The sequence below is a fragment of the Nocardiopsis sp. NPDC058789 genome (assembly GCF_042745575.1).
In the GTDB taxonomy this organism is placed as follows: Bacteria; Actinomycetota; Actinomycetes; order Streptosporangiales; family Streptosporangiaceae; genus Nocardiopsis; species Nocardiopsis eucommiae.
Window position 1 is genome coordinate 388,582 of the sequence record NZ_JBHYOW010000002.1, and the last position, 26,574, is coordinate 415,155.

At 71.9% G+C, this 26,574-nt stretch carries 24 protein-coding genes; 8 read left to right on the plus strand and 16 right to left on the minus strand.

Translation table 11 applies throughout. The annotated features are described in order from the left end of the window. Positions 1 to 7: 7 nt before the first annotated feature. Entirely contained in the window at positions 8 to 1,381 is a 1,374-nt protein-coding gene (locus ACFW3L_RS03870) for an amidohydrolase family protein (RefSeq protein ID WP_378736027.1), read from the minus strand. A 23-nt stretch (positions 1,382 to 1,404) separates the two neighbouring features. Continuing rightward, positions 1,405 to 1,971 carry a GNAT family N-acetyltransferase gene (locus ACFW3L_RS03875; RefSeq protein WP_378736029.1) on the minus strand — a complete coding sequence of 189 codons (567 nt, stop codon included), beginning with the start codon at positions 1,969 to 1,971 and terminating at the stop codon, positions 1,405 to 1,407. A 69-nt stretch (positions 1,972 to 2,040) separates the two neighbouring features. Between ACFW3L_RS03875 and ACFW3L_RS03880 the strand changes: the two genes are divergently transcribed. From ACFW3L_RS03880 to ACFW3L_RS03890, 3 genes are all read left to right on the plus strand, one after another. After that, positions 2,041 to 2,622, plus strand: coding sequence for a TetR/AcrR family transcriptional regulator (locus ACFW3L_RS03880; RefSeq protein WP_378736031.1), 582 nt, complete (start codon positions 2,041 to 2,043; stop codon positions 2,620 to 2,622). Between the two features lie 77 nt (positions 2,623 to 2,699). Further along, the gene (locus ACFW3L_RS03885) at positions 2,700 to 3,044 is read left to right on the plus strand and encodes a PadR family transcriptional regulator (RefSeq protein ID WP_352388307.1); all 345 of its coding nucleotides are present in this window, start codon (positions 2,700 to 2,702) and stop codon (positions 3,042 to 3,044) included. Then, positions 3,037 to 4,005 carry a permease prefix domain 1-containing protein gene (locus tag ACFW3L_RS03890; RefSeq protein ID WP_378736034.1) on the plus strand — a complete coding sequence of 323 codons (969 nt, stop codon included), beginning with the start codon at positions 3,037 to 3,039 and terminating at the stop codon, positions 4,003 to 4,005. Before ACFW3L_RS03885 ends, ACFW3L_RS03890 begins: the two co-directional genes overlap by 8 nt. A 101-nt stretch (positions 4,006 to 4,106) precedes the next feature. On the opposite strand, the gene ACFW3L_RS03895 is transcribed toward ACFW3L_RS03890, so the two are convergent. The 5 genes from ACFW3L_RS03895 to ACFW3L_RS03915 form a co-directional block, all read right to left on the minus strand. Next, on the minus strand, positions 4,107 to 5,468 hold the full coding sequence (locus ACFW3L_RS03895; RefSeq protein WP_378736036.1) for a GntP family permease: 1,362 nt from the start codon (positions 5,466 to 5,468) through the stop codon (positions 4,107 to 4,109). Continuing rightward, positions 5,465 to 6,709 (minus strand): glycerate kinase, encoded by a 1,245-nt coding sequence (locus ACFW3L_RS03900; protein ID WP_378736038.1) that lies wholly within the window; start codon positions 6,707 to 6,709, stop codon positions 5,465 to 5,467. The genes ACFW3L_RS03895 and ACFW3L_RS03900 overlap by 4 nt, the downstream gene beginning before the upstream one ends. Positions 6,710 to 6,761: 52 nt before the next feature. Further along, positions 6,762 to 7,865: a CdaR family transcriptional regulator gene (locus ACFW3L_RS03905; RefSeq protein ID WP_378736040.1), complete on the minus strand. Its 1,104-nt coding sequence runs from the start codon at positions 7,863 to 7,865 to the stop codon at positions 6,762 to 6,764. Positions 7,866 to 7,953: 88 nt separating this feature from the next. Beyond that, positions 7,954 to 8,442 carry a hypothetical protein gene (locus tag ACFW3L_RS03910; RefSeq protein WP_378736042.1) on the minus strand — a complete coding sequence of 163 codons (489 nt, stop codon included), beginning with the start codon at positions 8,440 to 8,442 and terminating at the stop codon, positions 7,954 to 7,956. Beyond that, positions 8,439 to 9,731, minus strand: coding sequence for an MFS transporter (locus ACFW3L_RS03915; protein WP_378736044.1), 1,293 nt, complete (start codon positions 9,729 to 9,731; stop codon positions 8,439 to 8,441). Before ACFW3L_RS03915 ends, ACFW3L_RS03910 begins: the two co-directional genes overlap by 4 nt. 83 nt (positions 9,732 to 9,814) lie before the next feature. Between ACFW3L_RS03915 and ACFW3L_RS03920 the strand changes: the two genes are divergently transcribed. From ACFW3L_RS03920 to ACFW3L_RS03930, 3 genes are all read left to right on the plus strand, one after another. Beyond that, a complete protein-coding gene (locus tag ACFW3L_RS03920) occupies positions 9,815 to 10,819 on the plus strand; it encodes a GlxA family transcriptional regulator (protein ID WP_378736046.1) in 1,005 nt (334 codons plus the stop codon). Between the two features lie 91 nt (positions 10,820 to 10,910). Beyond that, a complete protein-coding gene (locus tag ACFW3L_RS03925; RefSeq protein WP_378736048.1) occupies positions 10,911 to 12,113 on the plus strand; it encodes a helix-turn-helix domain-containing protein in 1,203 nt (400 codons plus the stop codon). A gap of 144 nt (positions 12,114 to 12,257) precedes the next feature. Beyond that, entirely contained in the window at positions 12,258 to 12,947 is a 690-nt protein-coding gene (locus tag ACFW3L_RS03930) for a DUF3159 domain-containing protein (RefSeq protein WP_378736050.1), read from the plus strand. 11 nt (positions 12,948 to 12,958) lie between these two features. Here the strand turns inward: ACFW3L_RS03930 and dnaE are convergent, their stop codons facing one another. Beyond that, positions 12,959 to 16,093 carry a DNA polymerase III subunit alpha gene (gene dnaE, locus ACFW3L_RS03935; RefSeq protein ID WP_378736052.1) on the minus strand — a complete coding sequence of 1,045 codons (3,135 nt, stop codon included), beginning with the start codon at positions 16,091 to 16,093 and terminating at the stop codon, positions 12,959 to 12,961. Positions 16,094 to 16,266: 173 nt separating this feature from the next. Between dnaE and ACFW3L_RS03940 the strand changes: the two genes are divergently transcribed. Next, entirely contained in the window at positions 16,267 to 16,647 is a 381-nt protein-coding gene (locus ACFW3L_RS03940; RefSeq protein ID WP_378736054.1) for a VOC family protein, read from the plus strand. 73 nt (positions 16,648 to 16,720) lie between these two features. Here ACFW3L_RS03940 and ACFW3L_RS03945 read toward each other — a convergent pair whose 3' ends face one another. Then, positions 16,721 to 16,978, minus strand: a complete 258-nt coding sequence (locus ACFW3L_RS03945) for a CsbD family protein (protein WP_378736056.1) — start codon at positions 16,976 to 16,978, stop codon at positions 16,721 to 16,723. A 227-nt stretch (positions 16,979 to 17,205) separates the two neighbouring features. Here ACFW3L_RS03945 and ACFW3L_RS03950 point away from each other — a divergent pair, with 227 nt between their 5' ends. After that, complete coding sequence (locus ACFW3L_RS03950; protein ID WP_378736058.1) at positions 17,206 to 18,060, plus strand: NAD(P)H-binding protein; 855 nt, start codon at positions 17,206 to 17,208, stop codon at positions 18,058 to 18,060. Between the two features lie 98 nt (positions 18,061 to 18,158). Here ACFW3L_RS03950 and ACFW3L_RS03955 read toward each other — a convergent pair whose 3' ends face one another. The 7 genes from ACFW3L_RS03955 to ACFW3L_RS03985 form a co-directional block, all read right to left on the minus strand. Next, complete coding sequence (locus ACFW3L_RS03955) at positions 18,159 to 20,057, minus strand: alpha/beta hydrolase family protein (protein ID WP_378736060.1); 1,899 nt, start codon at positions 20,055 to 20,057, stop codon at positions 18,159 to 18,161. Positions 20,058 to 20,122: 65 nt separating this feature from the next. Continuing rightward, positions 20,123 to 20,863 carry a MerR family transcriptional regulator gene (locus ACFW3L_RS03960; protein ID WP_378736062.1) on the minus strand — a complete coding sequence of 247 codons (741 nt, stop codon included), beginning with the start codon at positions 20,861 to 20,863 and terminating at the stop codon, positions 20,123 to 20,125. A 743-nt stretch (positions 20,864 to 21,606) separates the two neighbouring features. Continuing rightward, a complete protein-coding gene (locus ACFW3L_RS03965; protein ID WP_378736064.1) occupies positions 21,607 to 22,188 on the minus strand; it encodes a TetR/AcrR family transcriptional regulator in 582 nt (193 codons plus the stop codon). A gap of 38 nt (positions 22,189 to 22,226) precedes the next feature. Then, complete coding sequence (locus ACFW3L_RS03970) at positions 22,227 to 23,441, minus strand: acyltransferase family protein (RefSeq protein ID WP_378736066.1); 1,215 nt, start codon at positions 23,439 to 23,441, stop codon at positions 22,227 to 22,229. A gap of 234 nt (positions 23,442 to 23,675) precedes the next feature. Continuing rightward, positions 23,676 to 24,137: a S26 family signal peptidase gene (locus ACFW3L_RS03975; RefSeq protein WP_378736068.1), complete on the minus strand. Its 462-nt coding sequence runs from the start codon at positions 24,135 to 24,137 to the stop codon at positions 23,676 to 23,678. After that, positions 24,137 to 26,026, minus strand: a complete 1,890-nt coding sequence (locus tag ACFW3L_RS03980) for an ABC transporter ATP-binding protein (protein ID WP_378736070.1) — start codon at positions 26,024 to 26,026, stop codon at positions 24,137 to 24,139. The genes ACFW3L_RS03975 and ACFW3L_RS03980 overlap by 1 nt, the downstream gene beginning before the upstream one ends. Continuing rightward, complete coding sequence (locus tag ACFW3L_RS03985; protein ID WP_378736072.1) at positions 26,026 to 26,571, minus strand: hypothetical protein; 546 nt, start codon at positions 26,569 to 26,571, stop codon at positions 26,026 to 26,028. The genes ACFW3L_RS03980 and ACFW3L_RS03985 overlap by 1 nt, the downstream gene beginning before the upstream one ends. Between the last annotated feature and the right edge of the window lie 3 nt (positions 26,572 to 26,574).

The window sequence follows — 26,574 nt, forward strand, 5'->3', positions numbered from 1 at the left end:
TCGCGGGTCATCCCTCGGCGGCGGCCGTCTCGACCCCGGCCAGCAGGGTCGCGCGCTCCTCGGGGCCGATGTGGCGGCCCCGGATCACCACGGCGTGGATCCGGGTGGTGTTGCGGATGTCCGCCAGCGGGTCGGCGTCCAGGACCAGCAGGTCGGCGACCCGGCCCGGTTCCACTGTGCCCGACCACGACTCGCGTCCGAGGAACCGCGCCGGTTCGACGGTGGCGGTCTGGAGCGCGCGCAGGGGGGAGAGCCCGGCCCCCACCATCAGCTCCAGTTCCTCGTGCAGTCCGAACCCCGGCAGGACGCCCGGGGTCTGCGGGTCGGTCCCGGCGAGCAGACGGACCCCGGCGTCGTCCATCGCGGCGACGGCGGCCCGGCGCAGCTCGAACAGCACGCGGCGCCGCGCCGACTCCTCCGCCCCGCGCCCCTTCAGGTACATCGCCTCCAGCACGTACTCCCACAGGGCGGTGGTGTCCGGCGGCATGTACCGCAGGCGGGGGTCGGTCAGCCGCACCCGCTCGGGCAGGTCGAGGGCCCGGTGCATGACGAGGGTGGGGCAGTAGGCGACCTCGTTGGCGGCCATCCGGGCGAACACGGAGGCCGACTCGGCCGGGCCCAGGGTGTTGGCGGCCTCCCACTCGACCTCGGTGACCTGGTGGAACCAGCTGGAGTAGTAGGTGTCGGGCTCGATGCGGATCCGGTCCATCGCCGCCTCCATCGCCTCCGGGTTCCGCGAGAGCGCGGGCCAGAGGCCGTGGACGTGCTCGAAGGAGCGCTGCCCCGACTCGATCTGCTCCACGAAGGGCACGTGGTCGGAGCGGTGCCCGGCCACGGGGATGCCGACGCGTCGGGCCTCGTCGAGGATCGCGTGGTAGCACTCGGCGTCGAGCCGGGAGTAGACCTTGACGAAGTCGGCCCCCGCGTCGCGGGACTCGTGGACCGCCCGCCGCGCCTCCCGGGCGTGGGCGACGACGGTCGGCGGCTCGGGGTTGGGGGCGTCGTCCCAGAGGGAGGGCGCGCCGTCGATCAGGCTCCCGGCCACGGTCCAGCGCGGGCCGAGCAGGTCGCCCGCCTCCACGCGGGCGCGGAGCCGCCGCACCTCGTCGGAGCCCCACATCTCCCGCACGGCGGTGACGCCGTTGAGGACGTACAGGGCGGGGATGACGCGGTCGGCGCCGTTGCTGTGGGTGTGCGCGTCGGTGAGGCCGGGGATCAGGTACCGGCCGGTGAGGTCGACGACCTCGGCACCCTCGGGGACCGGGGTGACGGAGGCGGGGGCGACGGTCGTGATCACGCCGTCCCGGACCAGCACCGTGTGGTCGGGGCGCGGCGGGGCTCCGGTGGCGTCGATGACGGTGGCGTGCGTGTAGGCCCTCATGGGCGCTCCAGTGGTCGTGGGGGTCATCGGGGCGTGTGCAGCATCGGGAACATCGGCGGGCCGTCGGGGAAGTGGACGGGGTCACCGAAGGGCGTGAAGCCGTGGCGGAGGTAGAGGTCCCGGCTCCGGGTCGAGCTCGCCTCCAGGTAGACGGGCAGGTCGGCGTCGCGGAGGCGCTGGCGGAGCATGGCGCTCCCGACGCCCCGTCCGCGCGCCCGGTCGAGGACGCCGATCATCGGCAGGTACAGGTGCGGTCCGGCCGGGTGCCGTGAGGACGCGAGCTCGTCCATGGCGGCGAGCCGCTCCGCGTAGGGGGCGAACTCCTCCGGGGGGTCCTCGTCCCGGGGCGCGCCGTGGCCGGTCCCGTCCTCGCGGATCCAGGCGGACACGGCGTCGCCGGAGGAGTCCACCAGCACCCGGTCGGTGGCCATGGCCCGGTCGACGAAGGACCGTGTGACCAGCGGGAGCGCGCGGGCCCGGCCCTCGGGGTCGGGGAAGAGCCAGACGCTCACCGGGTCGAGGTCCATGGCGCGGGCGAGGAGGGAGGCGGCGTCGCCCTCCCGTCCCTGGTCCAGTCTCGTGATCTCCATGGCGTGATCATACGTATGTATATGACGTTCGTACAAGACGCTCGTATGGAAAATGACTAGGATCCAGCTATGGGACACAAGGAACAGCTGCTCGAAGGGGCCAAGCGGTGCCTCTACGAAAAGGGGTACGCCCGCACCACCGCCCGGGACGTCGTGGCCGCCTCCGGGGCCAACCTGGCGTCGATCGGCTACCACTACGGCTCGAAGGAGGCCCTGCTCACCGCCGCGATGATCGAGGCCGTCGGTGAGTGGACGGAGCGGGTCCTGGGAACTCTGCGGCCCGAGCGGACCACGCCGCTGGGCCGCTTCGAGGAGACGATGAACCAGCTCGCCCGCGCGTACCCCGAGGCGCGGACCATGGTGGCCGCCAACTTCGAGGCGCTGGTGCACCTGGAGCGCCAGCCCGAGCTGCGGGCGCGGCTGGTCCAGGGGCACGCGCTGGCCCGGCGCGCGCTCGTCGCGCTGGTGCTCGACGTCCCCGAGGAGGAGGTCACGGCGGAGCAGGAGCGCGGACTCGGCTCGCTGCTGCTCACCATGGTGCCGGGCACGATGGCCCTGTTCCTGGTCGATCCGGACGGGGTGCCCGACGGCACCGGACTCGTCGAGGGCATGCGCGCCCTCGTGGGATCGGAGGCGGGGGCGGCGTCGTGATCCCGTGCACCCGTCGTCCGGGTCCTCTTCGCCTGTGTGATTGACGATAGTGTGTGAGGCACACTATCGTGTGACGCATGAAGGACGACGAGCTCCTGGCCGGACACCTCCAGGAACTGCGGAGGGGCACGGTCGTACTGGCCTGCCTCTCCACGTTGGAGCGGCCCCACTACGGCTACGCCCTGCTGGAGACCCTGGAGAAGAGCGGGTTCCCGGTGGACGGCAACACCCTCTACCCGCTGTTGCGGCGGTTGGAGAAACAGGGGCTGCTGACCAGCGAGTGGAACACCGAGGAGGCCCGGCCGCGCAAGTTCTACCGGGTCAGCGCGGACGGCCTCGCGGTGCTGGAGCGGATGACACGGGAGTGGCGGGTGCTGGACGACGCGATCCGCGCCCTCGGACAAGGGGAACACCATGAGTGAACGCGGTACCGCATCCACCCTCACGGACCGCTACGTCTGGTCCGTCACCCGCCACCTGGGGCCCGACACCGGGCCGGACGTGGCCCGGGAACTGCGCGGCTCCATCCAGGACTCGGTCGAGGCCAGGATCGACGCCGGGGCGGACCCGGAACAGGCCGAACGGGAGGCGCTCACCGAACTGGGCGACCCGGACCTGCTCGCCCGCGAGTACGGGGACCGGCCCCGGTACCTCGTTGGCCCGGGCGTGTACCCGGAGTACGTCCGCCTCCTCCGGGGCCTCCTGGCGGTCCTGCTGCCGCTCACGCTCGCCCTGGCACTCGCGGAACGGTTCGTGTCCGCCTCCGGCGACCCCGGCGACGTCGTCCTGGGACCGCTCGTGGCCGCGATCGCCGTCACGGTGCACGTCTGCTTCTGGGTGACCCTCGTCTACGCGGTCATCGAGAGGACGCGCCCGGCCGAGGCGCGGGACCGGCCCGTGACCGCCTGGGACACCGGTCAGCTGCCGGAGGAGTCTCCCGGCGCCAGGGTCGGGGTGGCGGAGACCCTGTTCCACGTGGCCTTCACGGCACTGGTGATCGCCCTGCTGACCTGGCAGTTCCTCGGCGTCGCGGACCCCGCACGGCAGGTGCAGGTCCTCGACCCGGACCTCGCCCTGCCCTGGGTGGTGCTCCTGGTGGGCCCGCTGGTGGTCGAGATCGTCCTGGCCCTCGCGGTGTGGAGGAGCGGCCGCTGGACACCGGCCCTCGCGGTCGGCCACGTGCTGGCCAGCGCCACCTGGGCGATCGTCACCGTGTGGCTGCTGCTCCGGGAACAGCTGATCGTCCCCGACCTCCCCGAGCGGTTCGGCGCGGTCTTCGGTGTGGCCACCGACTGGTCGGTGGCGCCCCTCCCGCTCGCCGTCGCGGTGATCGCCCTCAGCGTGTGGGACGTCGTCTCGTGCCTGCGCCGGACCCGCCGCTGATCCGGACCGGAACACACGGAGGGGCCCGGGTGGACGCCGAACGTCCACCCGGGCCCCTCTCGGTCTGACCGCCTGCACCCGGCCAGCTCCGCCGAGGCGGTCTACAGCAGGAACAGGCTGATCACCCAGATGGTGACGAAGGCGGCGAGACCCTCGATGGCGGTGGCCAGCGTGAGCGTCCGGTACGCGGTCGCGACCGGGATACGGCTCAGCTGCGAGACGACCCAGAAGTAGGAGTCGTTGGCGTGCGAGACGACCATCGCGCCGGCGCCGATCGCCAGCACAGCGAGGACCATGCCCTCCGTCGAGTCCAGACCCAGCGTGCCGAGCATGGGCGCGAGCATCGCGGACGTGCTCACGATCGCCACCGTCGAGGAGCCCTGGGCGGTCTTGAGGGCGGCCGCGATCAGGAACGGCACCGCGAGGCCCAGGCCCAGGCCGCTCAGGTTGTCCGACAGGAAGTCGGTCAGCGGGGAGGCGGCCAGCACGCCACCGAAGGCGGCACCGGCACCCGTGATGAGCAGGATCGGACCGGCCAGGCGGACCGAGTCGTAGATCTGCTCGTTGAAGCGGGCGAGCTTGCCGTGGCCGCGCAGCAGCATCACGGAGGAGAGCAGGCCGAGCGCGAGCGCGATCACCGGGGTGCCGACGAACGCGACGACGTCGAACAGGGTGCCGTCGCCGATGGGCTGGGACGGCAGCTTCACGACCGAGCCGACGCAGATGAGCACCAGCGGGAGCAGGATCGGGAAGAACGCCAGGAACCCGTTGGGCAGGCGGCCGTAACTCGCGCGCAGCTCCTCGTAGGACTGCCCCGAGATGTCGGTCTCGGTCTCGGCGGGCAGCGGCGTGAACTCCTTGCGGGAGTGCAGGCTCGCGAAGATCAGACCGGCGACGGCGGCCACGGCGGCGACCGGCAGACCGATGGCGATGATCATGCCGAGGTTGTTGGTGACACCGATGTTCTCGGCGGCGGCCAGCGGACCCGGGGTCGGCGGGACCAGGGTGTGCGTGGCGTACAGACCGGTCATCAGCGCGATCGAGGTGGCCAGGGCGGAGACCCCGGTGCGCACGGTGATGGCCTTGCGCAGCGAGTTCAGGATGACGTAGCCGGAGTCGCAGAACACCGGGATGGAGACGATGTAGCCGATGAGGGACATCGTCAGGTTCGGGAACCGGGTGCCCAGGATCTTGATCAGACCCTCGGCCATCGCGATCGCGGCGCCGGAGCGCTCCAGGATCACGCCGATCATCGTGCCGAAGAGGATGACCAGACCGATGTTGCCGAGGGTGCCACCGAACGACTCGGTGATGGTCGGAACGATCTCGGCCAGTGGCATCCGGTACAGGAAGGCGCCCAGGACGGCGGCGCCCATCAGTGCCAGGAAGGGGCTGATCTTCCACCTGGCGGTGGCGAGCACGATGCCCACCACGAGCAGGAGGAGGATGGCGAGGTTAATCACGGAAGTTGTTCCTTAGGGCTGGCCGAGTCGGGTCGGCCTGGACGGTGAGGGAGGATGCGACAGCAGTTGAACGCTGTCCAGGTGATGGCGGAGACGGCCTCGTCCCGCATCTCGGCCAGGGTCCGGGGCCCCTGGGCGATCGAGAACGCCGCCGTGATCCCGGAGCGGCGGAGCTCGTCGGGGCCGACGGAGACACTTCCGGCGATCACCACGACGGGCACGTTTTCTGGGGTGAGGCGGCGGACCGCGTCGACGACCTTCCCACCCAGGGACTGACTGTCGAAGCGGCCCTCGCCGGTGAGCACGAGGTCGGCGCGGGAGAGCAGCTCCTCGGCGCCCAGGACCTCGGCGACCATCCGGGAACCGGGCAGGACCTCGGCTCCGAGCAGGGCCGTGAGCGTGACGGGCATGCCGCCCGCCGCGCCCATGCCGGGCACGTGCCGCAGGTCCTCGCCGGTGCTCTTGGCCAGGACCTCGGCCAGCCGGTCCAGGCCCGCGTCGAGGACGCGCACGTCCTCGGGATCGGCGCCCTTCTGCGGACCGAAGACGGCGGCGGCGCCCTGGGGGCCGACCAGCGGGTTGGTGACGTCGCACGCCACCCGCCAGCGGACGGAGCGGGCGCGCGGGTCCAGCCGGTCCAGGTCGAGGGAGGAGAGCTCGTCGAGGCGGCCGCCCCCGTCGGGGAGCTCGGAGCCGTCGGCGGCGAGGAAGCGCACGCCGAGCGCGCTGAGCATGCCGGTGCCGCCGTCGGTGGAGGCCGAGCCCCCGATACAGAGGAGGATCTCCGCCACGCCCCGGTCCAGGAGCTCGGTGACCAGCCGCCCGACCCCTCGGCTGCTGGCGGTGCGCGCCTGGAGGGGGACGTCGGCCACGCCGGGGAGGCCGTTGGCCTCGGCGGCCTCGATCACACCGGTGGTGCCGTCAGGGGAGACACCGAAGCGTGCCACGGTGGGGCGGCCCAGCGCGTCGGTGGTGTCCACCGTGAGGGGTTCCGTGCCCCAGGCGCCGAGCAGGGCGTCGAGGGTTCCCTCGCCGCCGTCGGCGAAGGGCAGGGTGGTCACGGACACGGGAAGGCCGTGGTCGGCGTACGCGTCGCGGACGCCGTGGGCCATGGCCTCCGCGACCTCGACGGCGGAGGCGCTCCCCTTGAAGGAATCGGGGATCACCACGACCCGGACGGCTGGGGGCGCGTCAACGGTCTCGTCATGCTCATGCAACTCGGTGGACATGAGCGAGATCATAGAATCGGATTCGGTGCATTTCGACGGTGTAGCGCCCAGACTTCCTGCGGCTTTATCGGGGAACTATGGGCGAAATGCCCAGTGCTGCCTCCGCGTACAGGCACATGTGCACTGTGGTCAGGTCATCGGGCCTCCGGATGTCCAGGCCCGTCGCCTCCCGGACGCGGTCCACGCGCTGGAGGAGTGTGTTGCGGTGCACGAAGACGGTGTCGGCGGCCTCGCGCATGGACACGGCCGAGGCCATCGCGGAGACGGTCCGGCGCTGCGCCGCGCTGAGGGGCGCGGTCCGGGCCGCCATGCGGGTGAGGGTCCGCCGGGACAGGTGGGCCACGGCCACGGCGATCTCCCGCGACCACGGTTCGGCGCGCTCGATGCTGGGGATCAGCCCCGCGTACCGGCACAGCGCGCGCGACTCCTCGGCGTGGGCCATCAACGTGTCCACGTCGTCGGTGGGCGGGGTGCGCGTGTGGCGGCTGTCCGGGGGAAGCTCCAGGGAGTCGGCGGCGGGGAGGCGTCCGGTGACGATGATCCAGAGCGCCCCGTGCAGGACGGCCGCCCGCCGCCCGCTGACGCCGTTCACCCTGGCGGCGGCGGCCTCGGCCAGCTGCGGGGGAGCGACCCCGCCGCCCGGCCTCGGGGTGGCGGACGCCCACAGCGCCAGCGACCACGGCGCGGGGAGCCCGGAGGCCGCCAGCCGCGCCCGGGCGTCGTCCGAGCGGGTCGTGCCCGAGCTCAGCGCCGCCACGAGATCGCGGCCCTCGGTGTGCCGCCTGCTCACCGCGTCCTGCTCGTACTCCTGGGCGATGAGCAGCTGCACGGTGAGCGCGACCACCCGGGCCAGGTCCTCGACCTCCCTCGGGTTGCCGGTGACCCCGACGACCCCGCGCAGTTCACCGTCGATCACCAGGGGTTCGTTGGCGCCCGGGCGGTCGGAGGTCCCCGGCTCGGGGACCGTCACCAGCACGCTGCGCCGTTCGGCGATGACCCGCTGGGCCCCGTGGTGCAGGCTGCCGACCCGTGAGGGGTCCATGCACGCGATGATCGTGCCGTGCTCGTCCATCACGTTGATGTTGTGGCTGATGGTCGGCGCGATGAGGTCGACCACGCGTTGCGCGAGGTCGCTGCTCAGCGGAGCCCGCCGACGGTCTTCGGTCATGCCAGCAACAATAACGGCGCGCGCCCCGAACGCCCCCGAACGCCCACGTACGCACCACCATCGACCGTTGGTCCGCTGCTCGCCGCGCTCACCGCGGGGGCGGGCGACCAGCAGGGGTAGGGCGTGAACGGCCCCGGATCCACCGGATCCACAGCAGGGCCTGGCCCACGGGCGCGGCCAGGGAGACGCCGAGCAGGGCCAGGGCGAACAGCCACTCGCGGGAGCCGTCCGGGCCGTACACGCGGTGCGCGGCACCCGCGTCCGTCGCGGGGACCGGCTCCCCCACCAGGCAGGTCCCGGGACCGGCGGCGTGCAGGTCGACGCTCCGGGGCGCACCACCGGAGTCCGGGACGAAGCTCCCGTGGCAGGCGCACGACGTGTGCCCGGGGTGCCGGACACAGGTGAGGTCGGCGGCGGTGAACACCCCCGGCGCCCCCTCGCCGCGCGCGGCCCTCAACCCCTGGTCGAGCCCGGACAGCCCCACGTGGGCCAGGGCCGCCGCCAGGAGCAGCAGGACCAGGGCGAACGGGACGGAGGGGCGCCGGGGCGCGTCCGTGACGGTGCTCGGCACGGTCATCCCTCCTCCCCGCGCGCGATCCGGAGGGCGAGCGGCACGGCCGTCGCGCACAGCGCCGCCGCGACCATCCACACCGCGCCGTAGCCGCCGGTCAGGTCCCGGGTGAGGCCGCCGAGGACCGCCATGGCGCCCGCTCCCGCCTGGTGGGCCGCCCCCACCCACCCGAAGACGACCGCTCCGTCCACCCCGAAGATCCGGCGGCACAGCAGGATGGTCGGCGGCACGGTCGCCACGTCCAGGAGGCCGAAGACCACCACGAAGGCGACGATCGCGACCCCGGCCTCCGGGCCGAGGAGCGCGGGCAGCGCCACCAACAGCAGCGCGCGGCCGCCGTAGTAGAGGGCCAGCAGGTGGCGGGGGTCGACCCGGTCGGTGAGCCAGCCGGACAGCACGGTGCCCGCCAGGGAGAACACACCGACCAGCGAGACCAGCGCGGCGGCCGTCGTCACCGCCATGCCGTGGTCCCGAGCGGCGGGGACGAAGTGGGTCCACAGGAGTCCGTTGGTGCTGGCCCCGCACACCGCGAACGTCGCCGCGACCACCCAGAACCGGCGGTCCCGCACCGACGCGAACAGGACCCGGACCGTGCGCCGCGCGGCCCCGCGCTCCGGCTCGGGCCTGGGCACGTCCTCCTTCGCGCCGTAGGGGCGCAGCCCCAGGTCGGCGGGGTGGTCGCGCAGGACCAGGGCCACGAGGAGCGCCGTCGCGGCGGCGGTCAGGGTCAACGTCACCACGGCCGGACGCCACCCCTGGTGGTCCACGATCCACGCCAGCGCGGGCAGGAAGACCAGCTGACCGAAGGCGCTCGCCCCGGTCAGCGCGCCGACCACCAGGCCGCGCCGCTCCGTGAACCAGCGGTGCGTGACGGTCGCGGCGAAGGTCATCGCCAGTGAGCCGGTGCCCGCGCCGACGAGCAGCCCCCAGAGGAGGGTCAGTTGCCAGGGCGCGGTCATCACCGTGGTCAGCCCGGCGCCGACCACGACCGCGCCGAGCGCGGCCACGGCGACCCGGCGGAGGCCGAAGCGGTCCATCAGCGCCGCCGCGAACGGCGCCACCAGCCCGTAGAGGAGCATGTTGACCGAGGCGGCCAGCCCGATCGCGCCGCGCGACCACCGGTACTCGGCGTGCAGGGGTTCCACGAGGAGCCCCGGTACGGCCGCGAAGGACGCGGCGGCCACGATGGTCAGCCCCGCCACGAGGGCGATCACCCAGGCACGGTGGACGGGGGCGTGTCGGCGCGGGGTCCGGGCGGTGCGCGGACGGCGGGATGGGTCGGTCCTGGAAGCCATGACACCAGGCTCGCGTTCCAGATCGGAGCCGGACAGTGACCCGAAGGACAACAACCGAAAGAATCAGGCCATAGGATCGCGGCATGAGCGTCTTCGTCCGCCCCGGCCGCCACCGCGTGGCCGTGTTCGTCCGGCACGGGGTGCTGCCCATGGAGGCCGGGATCGTCCACCGCCTGTTCGGACGGGCCCGAGGGGCGGACGGCCAGCCGCTCTACGAGGTGGTCACCTGCGCCCTGGAGGCCGGGGTGGTCACCACCGACACCGACCTCACCCTCAACGTCCGCCACGGCCCCGAGGCCCTCGACGACGCGGACACCGTGGTCCTGCCCGCGGCCGAGGAGGACTACGCCGAGCGCCCGCACGACCCGATCCGTCCCGAACTGGCCGCCGCCCTCGCCCGCGTCGGAGCGCGAGCGAGGGTGGCCTCCGTCTGCTCGGCGGCGTTCGTGCTCGCCGCCGTGGGCCTCCTGGACGGCTGTCGCGTCACCACACACTGGATGTCCGCCGGGTACTTCCGCGCGATGTACCCGCACGTCGAACTCGACCCGGACGTGCTCTACACCGACAACGGACGGGTGCTGACCTCCGCCGGGGTCGCCTCCGGCACCGACCTGTGCCTGCACATGGTCCGCACCGACCACGGCGCCTCCGTGGCCAACGAGGTGGCCCGCAACACCGTGGTGCCGCCGCACAGGGACGGCGGCCAGGCCCAGTACGTCCGGCTGCCCGTGCCCGACCCGGAGCGGTCCGCCACCGCCCGCGCCCGCGCCTGGGCCCAGGAGCACCTGTACCTCCAGCCCCGTTTGGCCGACCTCGCGGGGCGGGAGTCGATGAGCGTGCGCACGTTCACGCGCCGGTTCCGGGAGGAGACCGGCCTGTCCCCGGGCCGGTGGATCGCCCTGCGCAGACTGGACCTGGCACGCGAGCTCCTGGAGGGGACGGACCTGCCGGTGGAGCGGGTCGCCGACCGCGCCGGGTTCGGCACGGCCGTCTCGCTGCGCCAGCACATGCACGCCGAACTCGGGGTCTCGCCCCGCGCCTACCGCCGCACCTTCCGGGGCCCCGGCACGGCTCCCGCGCACCCCTGAGGCCCGGGCTCCGCGCACCCGGAGTCGCCGTCTTCGGGGCTGATTCGCGAAGACGTGCGGGGTTGCCGATGAGAGTGGGCATGATGCCGACATGGATCGACTCCTGCCCCCGACATGGCGTCCCGCCAGCGAAGCCGAACTCGAGGCCGCCCTGAACGAGGGCGCGTTCACCGAGACCCCCAAACGCGAGGCGAAGCAACAACTCCGCGGCTCCAAGGACCAGGCCAAGGACATGGCGTCCTTCGCGATCGACGGCGGGCTGATCGTGGTCGGCGTGCGGGAGGTCAAGACCGAGGGGCGGTTCGAGCTCGCTCCCGTCGAGTGGGTCGACCAGATCCTGGAGACCCCGGCCCGGATCGCCGCGTCCTCCTGCGACCCGCCGCTCCAGGTGTCCGTCGAGTGGCTGGAGAGCGAGCGGCCCGGCCACGGGTACCTGCTCATCGAGGTGCCCGCCTCCCCGCTCGCCCCGCACATGGCGGGCGGCGCGTACTACGGGCGCGGCGACCGGGAGAAACGGCGCCTGCCCGACACCGAGGTGGAACGGCTCATCCGGGCCAGGGACACCTCGCTGGACGTGGTGCGCACCGCGCTGCGCGAACAGGTGGAGAAGGACCCGTTCCCGGAGGGGGCGCTGGCGCACCTGCACGTGGTCGCGCTGCCCTCGCGGCGCATCCCGGGCATGTTCAAGGCCTGGACCGCCGCCGAGGACGCGCGGCCGCTCCTGTTCGACCTGGTCCGGGACGGGGTCTCGCGGCGGACCCGGGAACGGGCCGGTGCGGCCGCCCGGGTGTCGCCGGTCTTCGGGGAGCTCGTCTCCGGCTTCCGCACCGCGGGCGGCGTGGGGATCGCCAGCCAGCTGTCCACGTCGTCGATGGTGGTACGGGAGGAACGGGACCTGCGCCTCGTCGTCCGTGAACGCGGCGAGGTGTCCCTGTACTGCGGGCGGGCGGCCGACCGGAGCGACGGCCGGTACCTGTTCTTCGACGGCGCCCTGGCCTTCCGGGTGCGGGCCTTCCTGGACCTGCTCGCGAGCCTGTCCGAGGACGCCGGGTACGGGGGCAGCTGGGACGTGGGGGTGGCGGTCACCAACACCCACGGGGTGTCCTCGTGGGACGGGGAGCGCGCCTCCTCACCGGGCACGGAGTACGACGCCGAGCGCTACGAGCAGGTCACCCGTGTCCCGCAGCTGGAGCTGGAGAAGCCCGGCAGCGCCACCGACCGCCTCGTGGGGGAGCTGCTGCGGTCCCTGGGCAACGCCTCGGCCCACACGGACCTCCTCGCTGATCCGGAGTGACCGGGGGTAGTGACATTCGTGGTGCGAAGTCATGACACTCCGTCACTGTCGGTCGGCCCGGACACGGTGAATCCTGGACGTGGACGCGCAGGCAGGGTCCGGCCCCCCGGCACCCGGCCTCCCGAGACCAACGAGAGGAACGACATGGCCCCGCTCGCCACGGACCCCACCGAGACCACGTCCGACACCGTTGAGGAGAGGACCCCCGCCGCACCGCCCGTCGACCTCAGACAGGAGGTGCTGAAGGGGGTCGGCGGTCCGGTCGGGATGCTGTGCTCCGTCCTGCCGGTCGTGGTCTTCGCGGTGCTCGTCCCCTTCCTCTCCCTGCTGGCCGCGATCGGGGGCGCGGTCGCGGTCGCCCTGGCACTGGCCGTGTTCCGGCTGTGGCGCGGTGAGAAGCTCATGCCCGCGCTGGGCGGGGTCTTCGGCGTCGCCGTGGCCGGTGGCCTGGCCGCCGCGACCGGGTCGGCCAACGACTTCTTCCTGATCGGGATCTGGGCGTCCCTGGTCGGGGCGGTCGTCCTGTTCGTCTCGCTCGTCGCCCGCCGACCGCTGACCGGGGTGGTCTGGAACGCCGTCCACGGAGGCGGCCACGCCTGGCGCGAGGACCGCTCCACGCTGCTGGTGCACGACCTCGCCACCGCTGCGGTGACGCTCATGTTCGCGGGCCGGTTCGCCGTACGGCAGTGGCTCTACGTCGCCGACTCCACGACCGGGCTCGCGATCGCGGACACCGTGACGGGCCTCCCGCTGACGGCGCTGGCCGTCGTCGTGGTCGTCTGGGCGTTCCGCCGCTCCACCCGGCGTCTCCGTGGCCCCGGGACGCGGGCCTGACCGGACGCCGTTCAGACCTCCGACAGGGGCAGGGCGCGGGTGGCGGTGATGGTGGGCAGCGCCCCCGGGGAGGACCGCCGGACCTGCCCGTGCACGGCGAGCAGCTCCGAACCGAACACCGCGCCGGCGGAGCGCCGCTGGGCCTCGGAGAACAGGACCACCTCGATGACCCCGCTGCGGTCCTCGATGCTGGTGAAGACCACGCGCTTGCCCGAACGGGTGGGCGGGGTCTGGGTGCAGACCCGCACCCCGGCCACCAGGACCCGGGCACCGTCCGGGAAACGGTGCAGGTCCCTGGCCAGGACCAGGTTCCGGGTGGAGGCCAGCCTGGCGAAGTCCTCCGCGTGGGCGTCCAGCCGGTGCCCGGAGAGCTCGTAGCCGAGCGCGCGCAGCTCCTCGTTGACGCGGTCGGCGTGGGTCATCGGGGCGGCCACCCCGGCGGGCACGGTCTCGGGGGTCTCGTCCAGGGAGAGCTGCCCGGGGGCGTCCCCGTGCCGGTGCTGGGCCTGGGCCAGGGAGTGCGCGTGCACGAGGACGTCGCGCCGGTCCGGGGCGCCCGGGGCGCCGGTGACCCCGGCCAGGGAGTCCAGCCCCCCGGCCAGGACGAGGTTGTCCAGCGCCTCACGGGACAGCGACCCCCGCGCGAGGAGGTCCCGCAGACCGGTGAAGGGGCGCCGCGCCAGCAGGTGGTCGAGTTCGGCCCCGGTGACGGCGCCGAGGTCGGCCAGGGCCGGGCGCAGCCCCCAGCGCTCCCCGACCGGTTCCAGCCCCCAGTGCCGCTGGGAGGCGTTCAGGTCCAGGCCGAGTACCCGCACCCCCATGCGGCGGGCGTCGTTGAGGAGCACCCGGCGCGGGTACATGCCGGGGTCGTGGGTCATCACCCCGGCGAAGAACGCGGCGGGGAAGTGCCGCTTGAGCCAGGCGCTCTGGTACGTGGGCAGGGCGAACGCGGCCGCGTGGGCCTTGCAGAAGCCGAAGTTGCCGAACGCGGCCACCAGCCGCCAGGTGTCCTCGACGGTCCGGGCGTCGTACCCGCGCTCGGACATCAGGGAACGCACCTGCGTCTCCACCTCGCGACGGCCCTCCTCGGTGCCCAGGGCGCGCCGCATGGCCTCGGCGCGGTCCAGCCCGCACCCGGTCATGGTGTCGACGGCGTGCAGGAGCTGCTCGTGGAAGAGCAGCGCCCCGCCGGTCTCGGCCAGCACCGGCGCGAGGTCGGGGTGGGGGAGCCGGGGTGGCTCGGAGCCCTCCCGCGCCCCGAGGTAGGCCGCGACCATGTCGGTGCCCATGGGCCCGGGGCGGAACAGGGAGATGTCCGCGATGAGGTCGGGCACCCCGTCCGGGCGCAGCCTGGAGACCAGCTCCCGCTGCCCGGGGGACTCGATCTGGAAGCAGCCGAGGGTGTTCGAGGCCGCGACCATGTGCGCGGTGGCGGGGTCCCCGTCCGGGAGGGCCTCCAGGTCCGGGCGCCGCCCCGAGGTGCGGTCGATCTCGTCCAGGGTGTGCGCCAGGGCCGACTGCATACGCACCCCGAGGACGTCCAGCTTGAGCAGCCCGAGGTGTTCCACGTCCTCCTTGTCCGCCTGGACCATCGGGTACCCGGCGCCGGAGGGCTGGGTGGGGACCCGGTCGCCCATGGCGTGGTCCGACAGCACCAGCCCGCACGGGTGCATGGCCACGTGCCGGGGCAGGCCCGACAACCGCTCCGCGAGGGAGAAGAGCCTGCGCACGTGCTCGCTGTCCAGGCCGTCCAGGCTCCGCAGCTCCGGGAGCTCGCGCGCGGTCTCGCTGATGCGGGAGGCCCGCACCCGGGGGAAGACCGAGGCGATGCGGTCCACCTCCACCGAGGGCAGCGACAGCGCCGCCCCGGCGTCCCGCAGGGCGCTGCGGGCACGGTAGGTCTCCATCATGGCCACGGTCGCGCTGGCCCCGGGGTGGGAGGCGATGACCGCGTCGTAGGCCTCCAGCCGCCGGTCGGACTCCACGTCCAGGTCGATGTCGGGCAGTCCGGGGCGGCTCGGGGTGCAGAACCGTTCGAACAGCAGGCCGTGCTCCAGGGGGTTGATCGCGGAGATGCCCAGCAGGTGCACGACGAGGCTGCCCACCGCCGAACCCCGGGCGAAGCAGCGGATCTGCTTGTCCCGGATGGCCTGGGCGGCGTCGGCCACGGTCAGGAAGTAGCTCTCCAGTCCCAGACGGCCGATGACCTCCAGCTCGTGCCGGACCCGTTCGTCGACGCGGCGGTCCCCCTCCAACCCCAGCAGGGAGGCGCCCCCGGTGACCCGGCCGCGCAGGTCGGCGGCGGCCTGAGGGCGTTCCGGCAGGTGCAGGCGGCCCCAACCCAGGTCGGCGACGGGATCCAGCGCGCAGGAGCTGCCCAGGGCGAGGGTGTGCGCGACCAGACGGCGGGCGCGCGTACGGTCCCCGCCGCACACACCGACCGCGATCCGGAACATCTCCTCACCGGTGGCCAGGTGGGCGCTCTCGGTGCGCGGCGCGGGACGGTAGCCGCCGGGAGCGTGCTGGCGGATGCGGTCCAGGGCGAGGGCCACCCCCGCCGACTCGGAGGTGGGGTAGCGCACGGCGTTGGTCAGCACGGCCAGGAGGTGCTCCTCGTCGGCCAGGCGCACCATGTCCCGGGCGGTGCGGCGCTGCCCGGAGGCGCCGTGGTCGTGCGGGGCCAGGGCGAGCTCCACACCCACCCCCCGCCAGGCGGTCACCAGGGTCCGGGCGTGCAGGGGGCGGTCCTGCGCGACGGCGCGCCCCACGTCGGAGTCGGGTCCCAACAGGACCACCAGACCCTCGTGGTGCTCGGCCAGCTGCTCGGGGAGCACGGCCACGGGACCGGGCGCGCGGTGGACGGCGGTGACCAGGCGGCACAGGCTGGTCCAGCCCCGCGCGCCCCGGGCCAGCACCACGATCCGTCCCCCCTCGGGGGAGGCGAGGGCGAGGTCCGCGCCCAGGGCGGGGCGCACCCCGGCCTGTTCACAGGTCCGGATGTGCTCGGCGACACCGAAGAGCCCGTCCCGGTCGGTGAGGGCCACCACGGGTTGGCCGTCGAGCGCGGCGCGCTCGACCAACGCGGCGGGAGGGGCGGTGCCGTGCCGGAAGGAGAACGACGAGGCGGCGCGCAGGTGCGTGAACACCGGTTCTCCCCTCTCTGCGTGTGTTCACAGCCGGAGGGGGAAGACACTGCGATCGAAACCTTGTTCGATAACTGTAGCCTGAACTGGGTGAACGATAAGTCAAGAGACTCCCGGAGGCGAACCTGGAAGGATGTCCGCGACAGCGAACGTCCCGTGAGACCGGAGGTCCCGGCATGGCCAGCAAGTTCACCGAGCTCGCGATCGACTGTGCCGACCCGCACCTGCTCGCCCGGTTCTGGTGCGCGGCCCTCGACTACGAGGTGAAGGACGACGACGAGGAGGAGGGGTTCGTCGCCATCGGCGCCCCCGGCGAGGCCGGGGCGGGCCCGGTGGCCCCGGTACTGACCTTCGCGCGCGTGCCCGAGGGCAAGACCGTCAAGAACAGGCTGCACATCGACGTCAACCCCACCGACAGGGAGCAGGACCAGGAGGTTCGGCGGCTGCTCGACCTGGGCGCCCGGCGCGCCGACGTGCCCGGGGACGGCTTCAGCTGGGTCGTGCTCCTCGACCCGGAGGGCAACGAGTTCTGCGTCCTCTCGACCCGCCGTCCCTGAGACACGCGTCGGCCCTTCCCACGCCGTGTGGAAAGGGCCGACGGTTCGATGTCGTCCTCAGGCGGTCGGGGTCTCACCGCCCAGGGGAGCGCAGACTCCTGAGGGTGCCGCGGACGGAGTCCTTCCACCCCGCGGTGCGCGTGAGGGCGCGTCCCTTGAACATTTCGAAACGGCCCCGGTTGCGCAGCCGGTTGTTTCCGGTCGCCCTTCCGGCCATCTCCTTGACCCTGCCCGTGACCTGGGTGGTCCTGCCCCTGAGTTTCTCCGACTGGCCCATGAAGCCCTCCTCCTTGTGGGGATCGGTGGCGTCGCTGCCCGTCTGTACAAGCATTACTGCCACTTTTCGAGGGCCTTATTCATGATGGGCGGAAACAATCTCGGGTGGCATGGAACACACGCGCTTCGACGGGTTCCGGATGACGGTCCGTGATCTCCGTGGAAAGGGCTCGGAGAACGGACGACAAAGGCCCCGGTGAACGGAGGAACCGTGGAGCCTCGAACATCCACACGCGACTCCGGGACATTCCCCCTCCCACAGGAACATGGTGGGCTGAGGGCATGACCACACCTCAGACCATCACGGTGCTCGGCGCGACCGGCAAGACGGGGCGGCGCGTGAGCGCACGGCTGAAGGAACGGGGGCACCGTGTGCGCGCCGCCTCACGCCGTGGCTCCAGCCGTTTCGACTGGGAGGACGAGAGCACCTGGAGTGACGTCATCGACGGAACCACTGCGATCTACCTGGTTCCGTACGAAGCTCCGACCGGTCAGGATCCGACGGAGGCCTTCGTCGATCGCGCGGTCAGGGCCGGGGTGCGACGCCTGGTCCTCCTCTCGGCGCGCGAATGGATCGACACGCACCTGGTCGAGGGCCTGGAGCGAGAGGAGGTCGTACGCGGGTCGGGCACCGGGTGGACCATCCTCAGGCCCGTCTGGTTCGCGCAGAACTTCAGCGAGGAGCCGTTCCTCGCCCGCGGTGTCATCGACGGCGACCTGGTTCACGGGACCGGGGAGGGCGCACACCCTTTCGTGGACGTCGAGGACATCGCGTCGGTCGCCGCGGCCGCACTGACCGACGACCGGCACCACGCACGGCACTACTCACTCTCGGGCCCTCGTGCCCTGACCGTGCCCGACGCTGCCGCGATCATCTCCAAGGCGACGGGAAGGCCGATCAGCACGCGCTTCCTTGAGGAGGACGCCTACCGCGCCCACCTCGTGGAGCACTACTACCCGCCCGGCACGGCGGACGGCGTGCTGGCGTTGAGCGCGCTCGTCCGTCGAGGTGAGGACGCCCATCTCTCGGACGGTGTCCAACGCGCGCTGGGACGGGAACCCCGCGACTTCGCCGACTACGTCGAGGACACCGTCCGCAACCAGGGATGGGGCCCGCACCCCCTCAGGCCCGGGTGAGGGTCGAAGCGCCATGCGTTCCGGGTGCGCGTGCTCCGGGCCACGCGAGGGGACGGGGCCGGAAAGTGCCTCCGGACCCGGTCCCACGTCACCGTCGTCTAGGACCGTCCACCCAGGTGGCGGGCCAGGAAGCGTTCGAGCGTGCCGTACAGCTCGACGTTGCTGTCCGTGTTGACGAACCAGTGGCCCTCGGACTCGTTCAGCAGGTACTCGACCTCCGCGCCCCGGGCTCGGAGCGCGTCGACCACGCGGTCGGAGTGGCGGCGGTGGACGCGGACGTCGTTGGCACCGTGGACCAGCAGAACCGGCGCGGTGATGTCGTCGACCCGGCTGATGGGCGAGCGGGCGAGCATCTCGGCCTCCTGACGGGGGTCGTCCGGATCCCCGATGTAGCGCAGGTAGCTGTTCTCGACACTGCGACGGGCGAACGGGACGACCGACCGGACCAGGTCGACGAGATCCGACATCCCGGTGTAGCTCACCGCCGCCGCGAACCGGTCGGGGGTGAACGCGGCCCCGACGAGCGCCGCGTAGCCCCCGTAGGAGCAGCCGTAGACGGCGACCCGGTCCGGATCCGTGTGGCCCTGGTCGACCGCCCAGTCGAGCGCGTCGATCAGGTCGTCGTGCATGCGCCCGGCGAACTGCCCGATCGCGGCCTGGGTGTGGGCCTTGCCGTAACCGGTGGAGCCGCGGAAGTCGACCTGGAGGACCGCGTAGCCGCGGTTGGCCAGGAACTGGACCTCCGGGTCGTAGCCCCAGCTGTCCCGGTACCACGGTCCACCGTGCACCAGCAGCACGGTGGGCAGACCGCGCGGCTCGACCCCGACCGGCAGGGTGAGGTGGCAGGGCAGGGACAGGCCGTCGCGAGCGGTCAGCGTGATCGGGGCGACCGGGGCGAGCTGGTCCGGGTCGAGGTGCGGGAACGGCCGGAACAGGCGGCGCGTCTCCCCGGTCAGGTGGTCGTGGAACCAGGTGACGCCGGGGTCGCGGTCGTGGGTGAAGTCCACCACCCAGCGCCGGGCCGTGGCGTCGCAGGACACGTGGGCCAGGTCCCCGTCGGACAGTTCCTGGAGGCGGGACAGCACCGTGGCGAAGTGCGGGTCGAGCGCGTGGATCTCCTGACGCGCACCGAGGTAGCGGGCTCCGAGGAGGTCCCCGGTGCCCGGGTGCAGGATGAGCGAGGACGGGAAGCGCGGATCGGCCTCGGGGCGGGGGGTGTCCAGGTCGAACACGGGGTGGCTGTCCACCTCGGTCTCCGCACCGGTGCCCAGGTCGACCCGGACGAGGCGGGTGCGGTCCGATCCGCGTGCGGAACCGGTCCAGAGCCCTTCGCCGTCGGGGGTGAGCGCGGCGGGCAGGAGCCCGAAGGGCGCGTCGGTGCCGGAGAACCGTGCGATCGGGCGCCGGTCGCCTCCGGACCACTCCGAGAGCACGTGGTCGCCGCCCTCCTCCATGGTGAAGGCGAGCAACCGGTCCGGGGCGCGCAGCCAGCCCACGACGTCGCCGGGGTTCTCCGCCACGCCGGTCAGTGCGCCGGTGTCCAGATCGAGTTCGAAGAGGTCGATCAGGTCGGGGCGGCGCAGGTTGAGCTGGACGTGGGCCGTTCCGGGCCGATCCGGGGGGAGCTGAGTGCCGAGCAGCCGGACGCCCTCGTAGGGGGTCAGGTCCACCGGGGGCTCCTCGGGCCGGGCCATGTCGACACGGTGCAGGTGCCAGTTCTCGTCGCCGTCGGCGTCCTGCTGGAACAGCAGGTAGCGGCCGTCGGTGCTCCAGAAGAAGCTCTCGATGCTGCGCTGGGTGTCGGAGGTGACGCGCCGGACCCCCGGGGCGTCGGGGTCGTCCCAGTCCGAGTCCAGGTCACGGACGAACACGTTGAGCCGTTCCCGCCACGGGGCGAGGTAGGCGACCCTCGTGCCCTCCGGGGACAGGACGGCGCGGCTCCGGGACGGCGGGCCGAAGAAGTCCTCGACGGCCAACGGCTTCGGTGGGGTGGTCATGGCGGATCCCTGCGGTCGGGTGAGTGCGGACACCACCCAGTCCAGACCCCGACGTCGCGTCCGACTCAAGCCCTCCCGGAGTGACTCGGGTCACTTTCGGAGCTGGCCAGTCGAAGCTGGAGCTGGCGCAGCACGCGCCGCTGCACGGGCCCGAGGTTCTGCTCGTTCAGCTGTTCCAGGAGCTCCGAGGCCCGGGAGTCCAGCTGGGGCAGGTCCGCGAGTTCGGCCATGATCGGTTCGACGTGCGCGAGGAGTGCGTCGACCACGGACGCGACCTCGTCGTCGGGGGAGTCGGGTCCCAGCGCGTAGAAGCGCGCCGTGACGTGCGGGGGCACGGTCAGACCGCCGAACAGGGAGCGGAACGCCGCAGGGCCGAGCAGGTGCGCGGCCAGGACCAGCTGCTCGTGTTCGTGCCGGGCCATGTCCGTCGGCGTACCGGCCTCGGGGGCGGGGTGCCACTCCGAGAGCTCCGGGGGCAGGTCCGGCGGGGTGCCGCCACGTCGCAGCGCGGCGATGTCGGCCCGGCGACGGGTGAGCCGTTCGATCTCCGCCGAGGCCCGGTCGTCGAGCTCGTCCAGGAGCTCCTCCGCGGCCGCGGGGTCGTCCAGCACCGAGGGCAGGACGGACAGGGGCACACCCAGCGAGGCCAGCCTCGTGACGCGCAGGAGACGGACGAGGTGGCCCACCTCGTAGCGCCGGTAGCCCCCGCTCGATCGCGGCGGCTCGGGCAGCAGCCCGATCTGGTGGTAGTGGCGCAGCGTGCGGACGGTGACCCCGGCCAGCGCGGCGAGCTCGCTACTCAGCAACGGTCGGCTCCTTCGGCTTCCTCCGGGCCCCGAACGCACGAGGACCTCCGTCAACCAACCAGAAACGTCCTCCCCGGTTCAAGGCCGCCACGTGGAGGCGGTGTTCACCCGTTCCTGGACCATGCTCGCGGGTACGCCTGGTCGTGTGCGCTCTTCCACCTGTTCGCGGTCAAGGGACCACGGCGCGGTGGAGCGGCGGGGCGGCGCACCATCGCTCTTCCGGAGGCTCGGGTGTTCACCAGACCCGCGTGCACCGCCTTCCCCTCCCCGTCCTCGCACTCAACGGAACCGAGTGGTGGCGGCGGTGAGTGGCCGTGACCGGACGCCGCGACCGCCCGCCGCTGCGGTAGAGTTGTCCCGGCGACGGCCGGGGGCAGCCTCCAGGTCGAAGCGCGGGCCTCTAGCTCAATTGGCAGAGCAACGGACTTTTAATAAGCGTGATCACGCCGCTTAGCCGCGACAAACCCGCAGTTCAGAGCGGGTGCATTGCACAAATCGGGCGCCCATTCCACCTTGGGTTCGCTCCATGTGCGCTCGCCAGCCTCGCCCGTGTCTCGAGGTTGGCAAGGCCTTCACGAGGGCCTGCTCCACACACCTCCCACTTGCGCTCCCTCGGCCTCCTTCAAGAGACTCCGCTAACCACGGCCCCAGAAGACATCAAGAGGCCGATCCCTGGTGTGCTGCGACGAATTCTCGCGCGCGTCCGCCGGGCGACCTTTCGGTCGGCTCGTCTGGTGTGTACCTCAGTCCCTGGCGAACATCCCGTGGGTGAGCAGGTGCTGATTGGCCGCGCTGCGGTCGGCGACCACTGCGGGGTCGAAAACCGGTGTGTCCAGACCCGGTCGCATCACCGGTTCCAGGAGCATGGGGCCCAGTATCAGGAAGAGTACCTGGTAGGGGGCCCACCGCTCGTCCGTGGCGCCCATCGTCGAGAGCCTTAGCCGTACCCCCTCCAGCAGACGGGCGAAGAGACGGGCGCTCAGGTCGCTGCCCTCTGCCAAGGCACGGCGGAGGTATTCACGCCGGACCTGATCTGTTCCGAACAACCTAGCGCTGGCCTCGCCGAAAGCGGCGAGGCCCTCTGGCTCGCCTTCTCGCGCGCCGACGTCGGAGAGAGCCGTGTCGAAGGCGTCCATGACGTCCTCGTCCACGACCTCGCGCAGATTCTCCTTGGAGCCGAAATGGTGCCGGACCAACGCGTGGGAGACGTCGGCGTCGGCCGCGATGGCGCGGAGTGAGGTGTTGGAGAAGCCTTGTTCGGCGAATAGGCGCAGCGCGGACATCCGGATGCGGGCCCGGCCGGTGAGATCGGCACTGTGCGTCATGGGCGCACAGCCTAGCCGCCTCACTGACCGGGCGTCGCTCACACCACCCTGCGCAGATAGGGGGTTCGACTGGCGCCCCAGGCCAGCGCAAAGCTCACCACCAGGCCACCGCCAGCGGAGAGGGCGAAACCCCCCCAAGGGCCCACGGTGAGGGCATCCGCCGCGTACTGCAGGGCGACGACCACCGGAACGTGGAAGAGATAGACGGTGAAGACCAGCGCCGACAGGGCGAGCGGCAACCGGCTCGGCCGGGCGGCCCAGCGGCGGAACAGCACGATCAAACCGATGGACAAGGACACGCACATCAGTGTCTCCACGGTCGACCACAGCAGGGAGCCGGTGTTCCAGCCACCGTCGGCGTACCACACGCCCAGTTCCCCACCGTAGGCCAGGTGGGCTCCGGCGAGCGCCGTGCCGAGGGCGAGCCAGGCATACCCGGCGCGGTCGGGGAAGGCCATGAGCCAGCCTTGTCGGTAGGCGAGGAGGCCTGCCACGAAGAAGGAGGACTGCAGGACCAGATCGGCGGGCTCGGCCTGGATGAATTCCAGGAGCGGGACCCAGGTGTCCACGGGGTACCAGATCCTCACGGTGAAGGTCGCCAGCGCCATCAGAGCCACGAAGAGCAGGATCGCGGCGGTCGAGGGGGCCCGGGGCACGGTGTCCGTGGAGGAGAGGGTCCGGAGCCGTGACCGTGTCGTCATGGTGCGCCACAAGGAGTACAGGACGGCGTAGACCAGCAGGTGTTGGATGAACCACAGGTGGGCGAACTGGCGGTCCGGCCAGATGGGGCCGGACCAGCCCTGCGGTCGTTCGGCGCCGCCCATGTAGATATCGGCGTAGTAGGTGGCGAAGCCGACGTCGGGGTGGGCACGGAAGTTCAGGTAATAGGCGTACATAAGGACCGGGACGACCACCAGGAAGCCGATGAGCACCAGTGGCAGGAACCGCCGGAAGCGTTCGCCCAGGAAGGCCTTGGCGCCCTTGCGGTCGTAGGTCGCAGGGACGAGGTAGGCGGAGATCAGGAGGAAGAGGCTCATCAGGAAGGTGCCCGCGACGAGTGCTGCGTTGGAGAGCAGCGGCGCCTGGGCCTGGCCCTCGAAGTACCACCAGTCGGCGGGGCCGTAGGGCTGTGCCGCGTGGAGGAGCACGACGAGTGCGATGAGCAGGAGTTTGAGGTGGTCGAGGTAGTGCAGCCGACCGCTGTCGACCGGTGGGTGCGCGTGCTGTCCGTATGGATCGTTTGCTGTCCACATGGACAGGACCTTAGGTGGGTGCGTCGACGGCTGCCAGGGGTCCGTGGGGATATCAGGGAAGTCTCCGGGATCTCCCCGGGGCGCGTGTCAGAGGCGGCTGCCGGTGCCCTCTGCGCCACGCGCCCTGAGCGCCTTCTGGGGAACCACAGCACACACCCTGTCCTACGGCCACCTGCTTGTCTCGGCCTGCTGGTGCCGGCGCGGGAGCTCTGGCGGACGACGCCTTCCGCCGGATCACTCTCCCCCCACACGCCGGACCACAACCCCCAGGACCTGGTGCTCGGGACACGGCCCGTACTCTCGGGAGTCCGTACTGAGCACGTTGTCGCCCAACAGGGCCAGGTGCCGCGGGGGCACACGCCCCGACCTACCGAGAGCGGGCGGGTAGGGCTCCCCGGCCACGGCGACCACGCGCTTGACGTACCATTCCGTACCGGAGACCGCCTCCCCCGCACGCACCGGCGGGTTCCCAGCCCACCCTCGTCCGTGGCGAGGCTCGCGCACGACGACGACGGCGTTCCCTCGTGCCCCTCCCCGACCTCGCCTGACCACGACACGATCACCCGGAGCCAGTGTGGGGGACATGCTCCTGCCCTCAACCGTGATGACGGCGTAGCTGAACCTGGCCCACGCGAACGCGAGGACCGTAGTCAGCAGGAGCGAGCCCAGGACGCCGACGGCGGGCACGAGGGACATCACCCCTCCGCCCGGACTGCGGGGGCGCCCGTGTACGTGGACGCCTGGAGGGAGAACAGCCGGTGGTACTCGCCCCCGAGCTCCATGAGCCGGTCGTGCGTCCCTGTCTCCGTGACCTGCCCGTCCTCGAGGACGACGATCTCGTCGGCGTGACGTACGGCCCCCATCCGGTGGGATATCAGGATCGTTGTGGCTCCCGTCTGGAAGCGGCGGAGGCGTTCGTGAACGGACTGTTCGGCGGCGGCGTCCAGCCCCGAACTGGGTTCGTCCAGGAACAGCAGGTCCCTGCGGCTGCGCATCAGCGCCCGTGCGATGGCCACGCGTTGCCACTGGCCGCCCGAGAGCGTCACCCCCTCCTCCTCGACCCCGCCCTCCTCGCCTTGGAGGAAGACCCGGGAGAGCATGGTCTCGTAGCCGTGGGGCAGCGACTCCAAGTGCTCTCCGATCCCCGCCTGGTGGGCGGACCGCCGGACCGCTCCGGTGTCGTCCAGGCTGTCCAGGGCTCCGATGGCGATGTTCTCCCGCGCCGACATGTCGTAGTTCATGTAGTCCTGGAACACGGCGCTGATCCGTGAGCGCAGGTCCCCGACGTCGAAGCGGCGGATGTCGAGGCCGTCCCAGAGGATCCGGCCCCTGTCCGGGTCGTACATCCTGCACAGGAGCCGGACCAGGGTGCTCTTGCCCGCCCCATTGAGTCCGACTACGCCGAGGGTGGCACCGACGGGGATGGTCAGCGACACCCCCCGCAGGACCCAGGGCCCCTCCTCGGTGTAGCGGAACCACACGTCCTGGATCCGGATCCCCTCCCGCAGGGGTGGGATCGGTACGGGCGCGGGGTCCGCGGGAAGGTCGGGTTCGACGGTCACCACACGTCGGTAGTGCCCCAGCAGCAGGATCGCCTGGTAACCGGCCGTGAACTCCGTGACGATGGCCCCCAGGCCGGTCTGCACGCCCGCGACCGCCGCGACGAACGCACTGACGTCACCGATGGTGAAGTCGCCGCGGAGGGTAGCGCCGATCATCCACACCAGCCCGCCGGAGGCGACCAGTGCGCCCAGGAGCGCCAACGGACCCTGCGATACGAGAACCCTTCGGTCGAGCAGGTCCTCCGCCCTGTTGATGCTCCGGGTCTGGTCGCGCATCCTCCCGAGGAGGAAGCCGCCCGTGCCGAACAGGCGCGTCTCCTTGATGGCGGCCAGGTCCAGGATGAGCGCCTGGTAGAAGAGCTGTCGGCGGAACCGGGGGCTGATCCGCCACATCAGCCGGTTCTGCTGTCGGCTGACGGACAGCTGGACCAGGAGCGCGGGCACTCCGGCAACGACGGTGACGGCGGCGACGACCGGGCTGATCAGCACCAGGACACCGAGCAAGCCGAACACGGTCAGCGCCCCCTGGAGGGTCCCCGAGAGCGCGCGGACCGCCTCCTGCGGTGCGGTGTTGGCTGCCTGCTGCGCCATGCGCAGATGGTCGAGGAAACGGGGGTCCTCGAACCTGCGGATGCCGTCCAGCCTGTTGACCGCCGTGTATAGGCGCTCCTGAACTACGAGTGTTACGCCGCGCTGGATGCGCGCGGACAGATAGGTCGACAGGTGCGCGCCGAGGGCCAGTACCGCCCCTAGGGCCCCCATGACCACGACGAGGACCAGGGGGGAGGCCGTTAGAGGCGGGAGGGGCCCCTGCGAACCCGGGAACTGAAGGGCGTCCAAGAGCCACTTGGTCAGTACCGCGGTCGCCACGGGGGCCAGCCCGAGCACGAGTGTCACACAGGCGTACAGGACCAGGCTGACGGGAGCGGCCCGCCAAGCGATTCCCAACGCCTGTCCCGCCGACGTGAGGCTGAACCGCGTTCCGGCCTCCCCGTCGCGGGACCCCCCGTCCGTCGCGGTCATCAGCGCGCCACCGCCGGTACGGCGTCCAGATCAGGACCGGAGCGCGTGACCCTGCCGCTCTCGTCGGCGAGGATGAAGGTGGGGACTCCCTGGAGGGGAAACTCCTGGGCCACCGGTCCGAACGGTTCCTCGACGATCACGGTCACGCCGTCGTCGAGCAGGGTCGTGTACTCGTCGGCCCTGCCGTCGGCGTCACCGATGACCACCACGACCTGCTCTGGGGTCAGACCGTTGTGCCTGGCCCGTTCCACCAGGGGCGTCAGGCGGCTCTTACACATCGTGCAGCTGGTGTCGAAGAACGCGTAGACGGTCTGTTGCCCGAGGTGTTCATCGGACGTGACCTCCTTCCCCTCCGGGGTCGTGGCCCGGAACGACGGGATCGGCGTACCGGCGGGCAGCTCGTCGAGGGTGGCGGGGCCCGAGGCGGACGCCGACCGGACGTCCTGGCTGGTCTCCCGCAGGCGGCGGATGACCGCCAGGGTCAGGACGAGGTTGAGCACGGAGACGACGCCGATGAGGACGACGGCGCCGGTGATGTTGTCCATGTG

Excerpts from the sequence above, each read along its gene's own strand:
- ACFW3L_RS03975 (WP_378736068.1), bottom strand. The coding sequence starts at position 24,137 with ATGTCCCTCGTGCCCGCCGTCGGCGTCCTGGGCTCGCTCCTGCTGACT.
- ACFW3L_RS03900 (WP_378736038.1), bottom strand. The coding sequence starts at position 6,709 with ATGATCTCGCTCATGTCCACCGAGTTGCATGAGCATGACGAGACCGTT.
- ACFW3L_RS03875 (WP_378736029.1), bottom strand. The coding sequence starts at position 1,971 with ATGGAGATCACGAGACTGGACCAGGGACGGGAGGGCGACGCCGCCTCC.
- ACFW3L_RS03945 (WP_378736056.1), bottom strand. The coding sequence starts at position 16,978 with ATGCTTGTACAGACGGGCAGCGACGCCACCGATCCCCACAAGGAGGAG.
- ACFW3L_RS03880 (WP_378736031.1), top strand. The coding sequence starts at position 2,041 with ATGGGACACAAGGAACAGCTGCTCGAAGGGGCCAAGCGGTGCCTCTAC.
- ACFW3L_RS03940 (WP_378736054.1), top strand. The coding sequence starts at position 16,267 with ATGGCCAGCAAGTTCACCGAGCTCGCGATCGACTGTGCCGACCCGCAC.
- ACFW3L_RS03915 (WP_378736044.1), bottom strand. The coding sequence starts at position 9,731 with ATGGCTTCCAGGACCGACCCATCCCGCCGTCCGCGCACCGCCCGGACC.
- ACFW3L_RS03885 (WP_352388307.1), top strand. The coding sequence starts at position 2,700 with ATGAAGGACGACGAGCTCCTGGCCGGACACCTCCAGGAACTGCGGAGG.
- ACFW3L_RS03955 (WP_378736060.1), bottom strand. The coding sequence starts at position 20,057 with ATGACCACCCCACCGAAGCCGTTGGCCGTCGAGGACTTCTTCGGCCCG.
- ACFW3L_RS03925 (WP_378736048.1), top strand. The coding sequence starts at position 10,911 with ATGGATCGACTCCTGCCCCCGACATGGCGTCCCGCCAGCGAAGCCGAA.
- ACFW3L_RS03965 (WP_378736064.1), bottom strand. The coding sequence starts at position 22,188 with ATGACGCACAGTGCCGATCTCACCGGCCGGGCCCGCATCCGGATGTCC.
- ACFW3L_RS03970 (WP_378736066.1), bottom strand. The coding sequence starts at position 23,441 with ATGTGGACAGCAAACGATCCATACGGACAGCACGCGCACCCACCGGTC.
- ACFW3L_RS03985 (WP_378736072.1), bottom strand. The coding sequence starts at position 26,571 with ATGGACAACATCACCGGCGCCGTCGTCCTCATCGGCGTCGTCTCCGTG.
- ACFW3L_RS03870 (WP_378736027.1), bottom strand. The coding sequence starts at position 1,381 with ATGAGGGCCTACACGCACGCCACCGTCATCGACGCCACCGGAGCCCCG.
- ACFW3L_RS03980 (WP_378736070.1), bottom strand. The coding sequence starts at position 26,026 with ATGACCGCGACGGACGGGGGGTCCCGCGACGGGGAGGCCGGAACGCGG.
- ACFW3L_RS03950 (WP_378736058.1), top strand. The coding sequence starts at position 17,206 with ATGACCACACCTCAGACCATCACGGTGCTCGGCGCGACCGGCAAGACG.
- ACFW3L_RS03930 (WP_378736050.1), top strand. The coding sequence starts at position 12,258 with ATGGCCCCGCTCGCCACGGACCCCACCGAGACCACGTCCGACACCGTT.
- ACFW3L_RS03890 (WP_378736034.1), top strand. The coding sequence starts at position 3,037 with ATGAGTGAACGCGGTACCGCATCCACCCTCACGGACCGCTACGTCTGG.
- ACFW3L_RS03920 (WP_378736046.1), top strand. The coding sequence starts at position 9,815 with ATGAGCGTCTTCGTCCGCCCCGGCCGCCACCGCGTGGCCGTGTTCGTC.
- ACFW3L_RS03905 (WP_378736040.1), bottom strand. The coding sequence starts at position 7,865 with ATGACCGAAGACCGTCGGCGGGCTCCGCTGAGCAGCGACCTCGCGCAA.
- ACFW3L_RS03910 (WP_378736042.1), bottom strand. The coding sequence starts at position 8,442 with ATGACCGTGCCGAGCACCGTCACGGACGCGCCCCGGCGCCCCTCCGTC.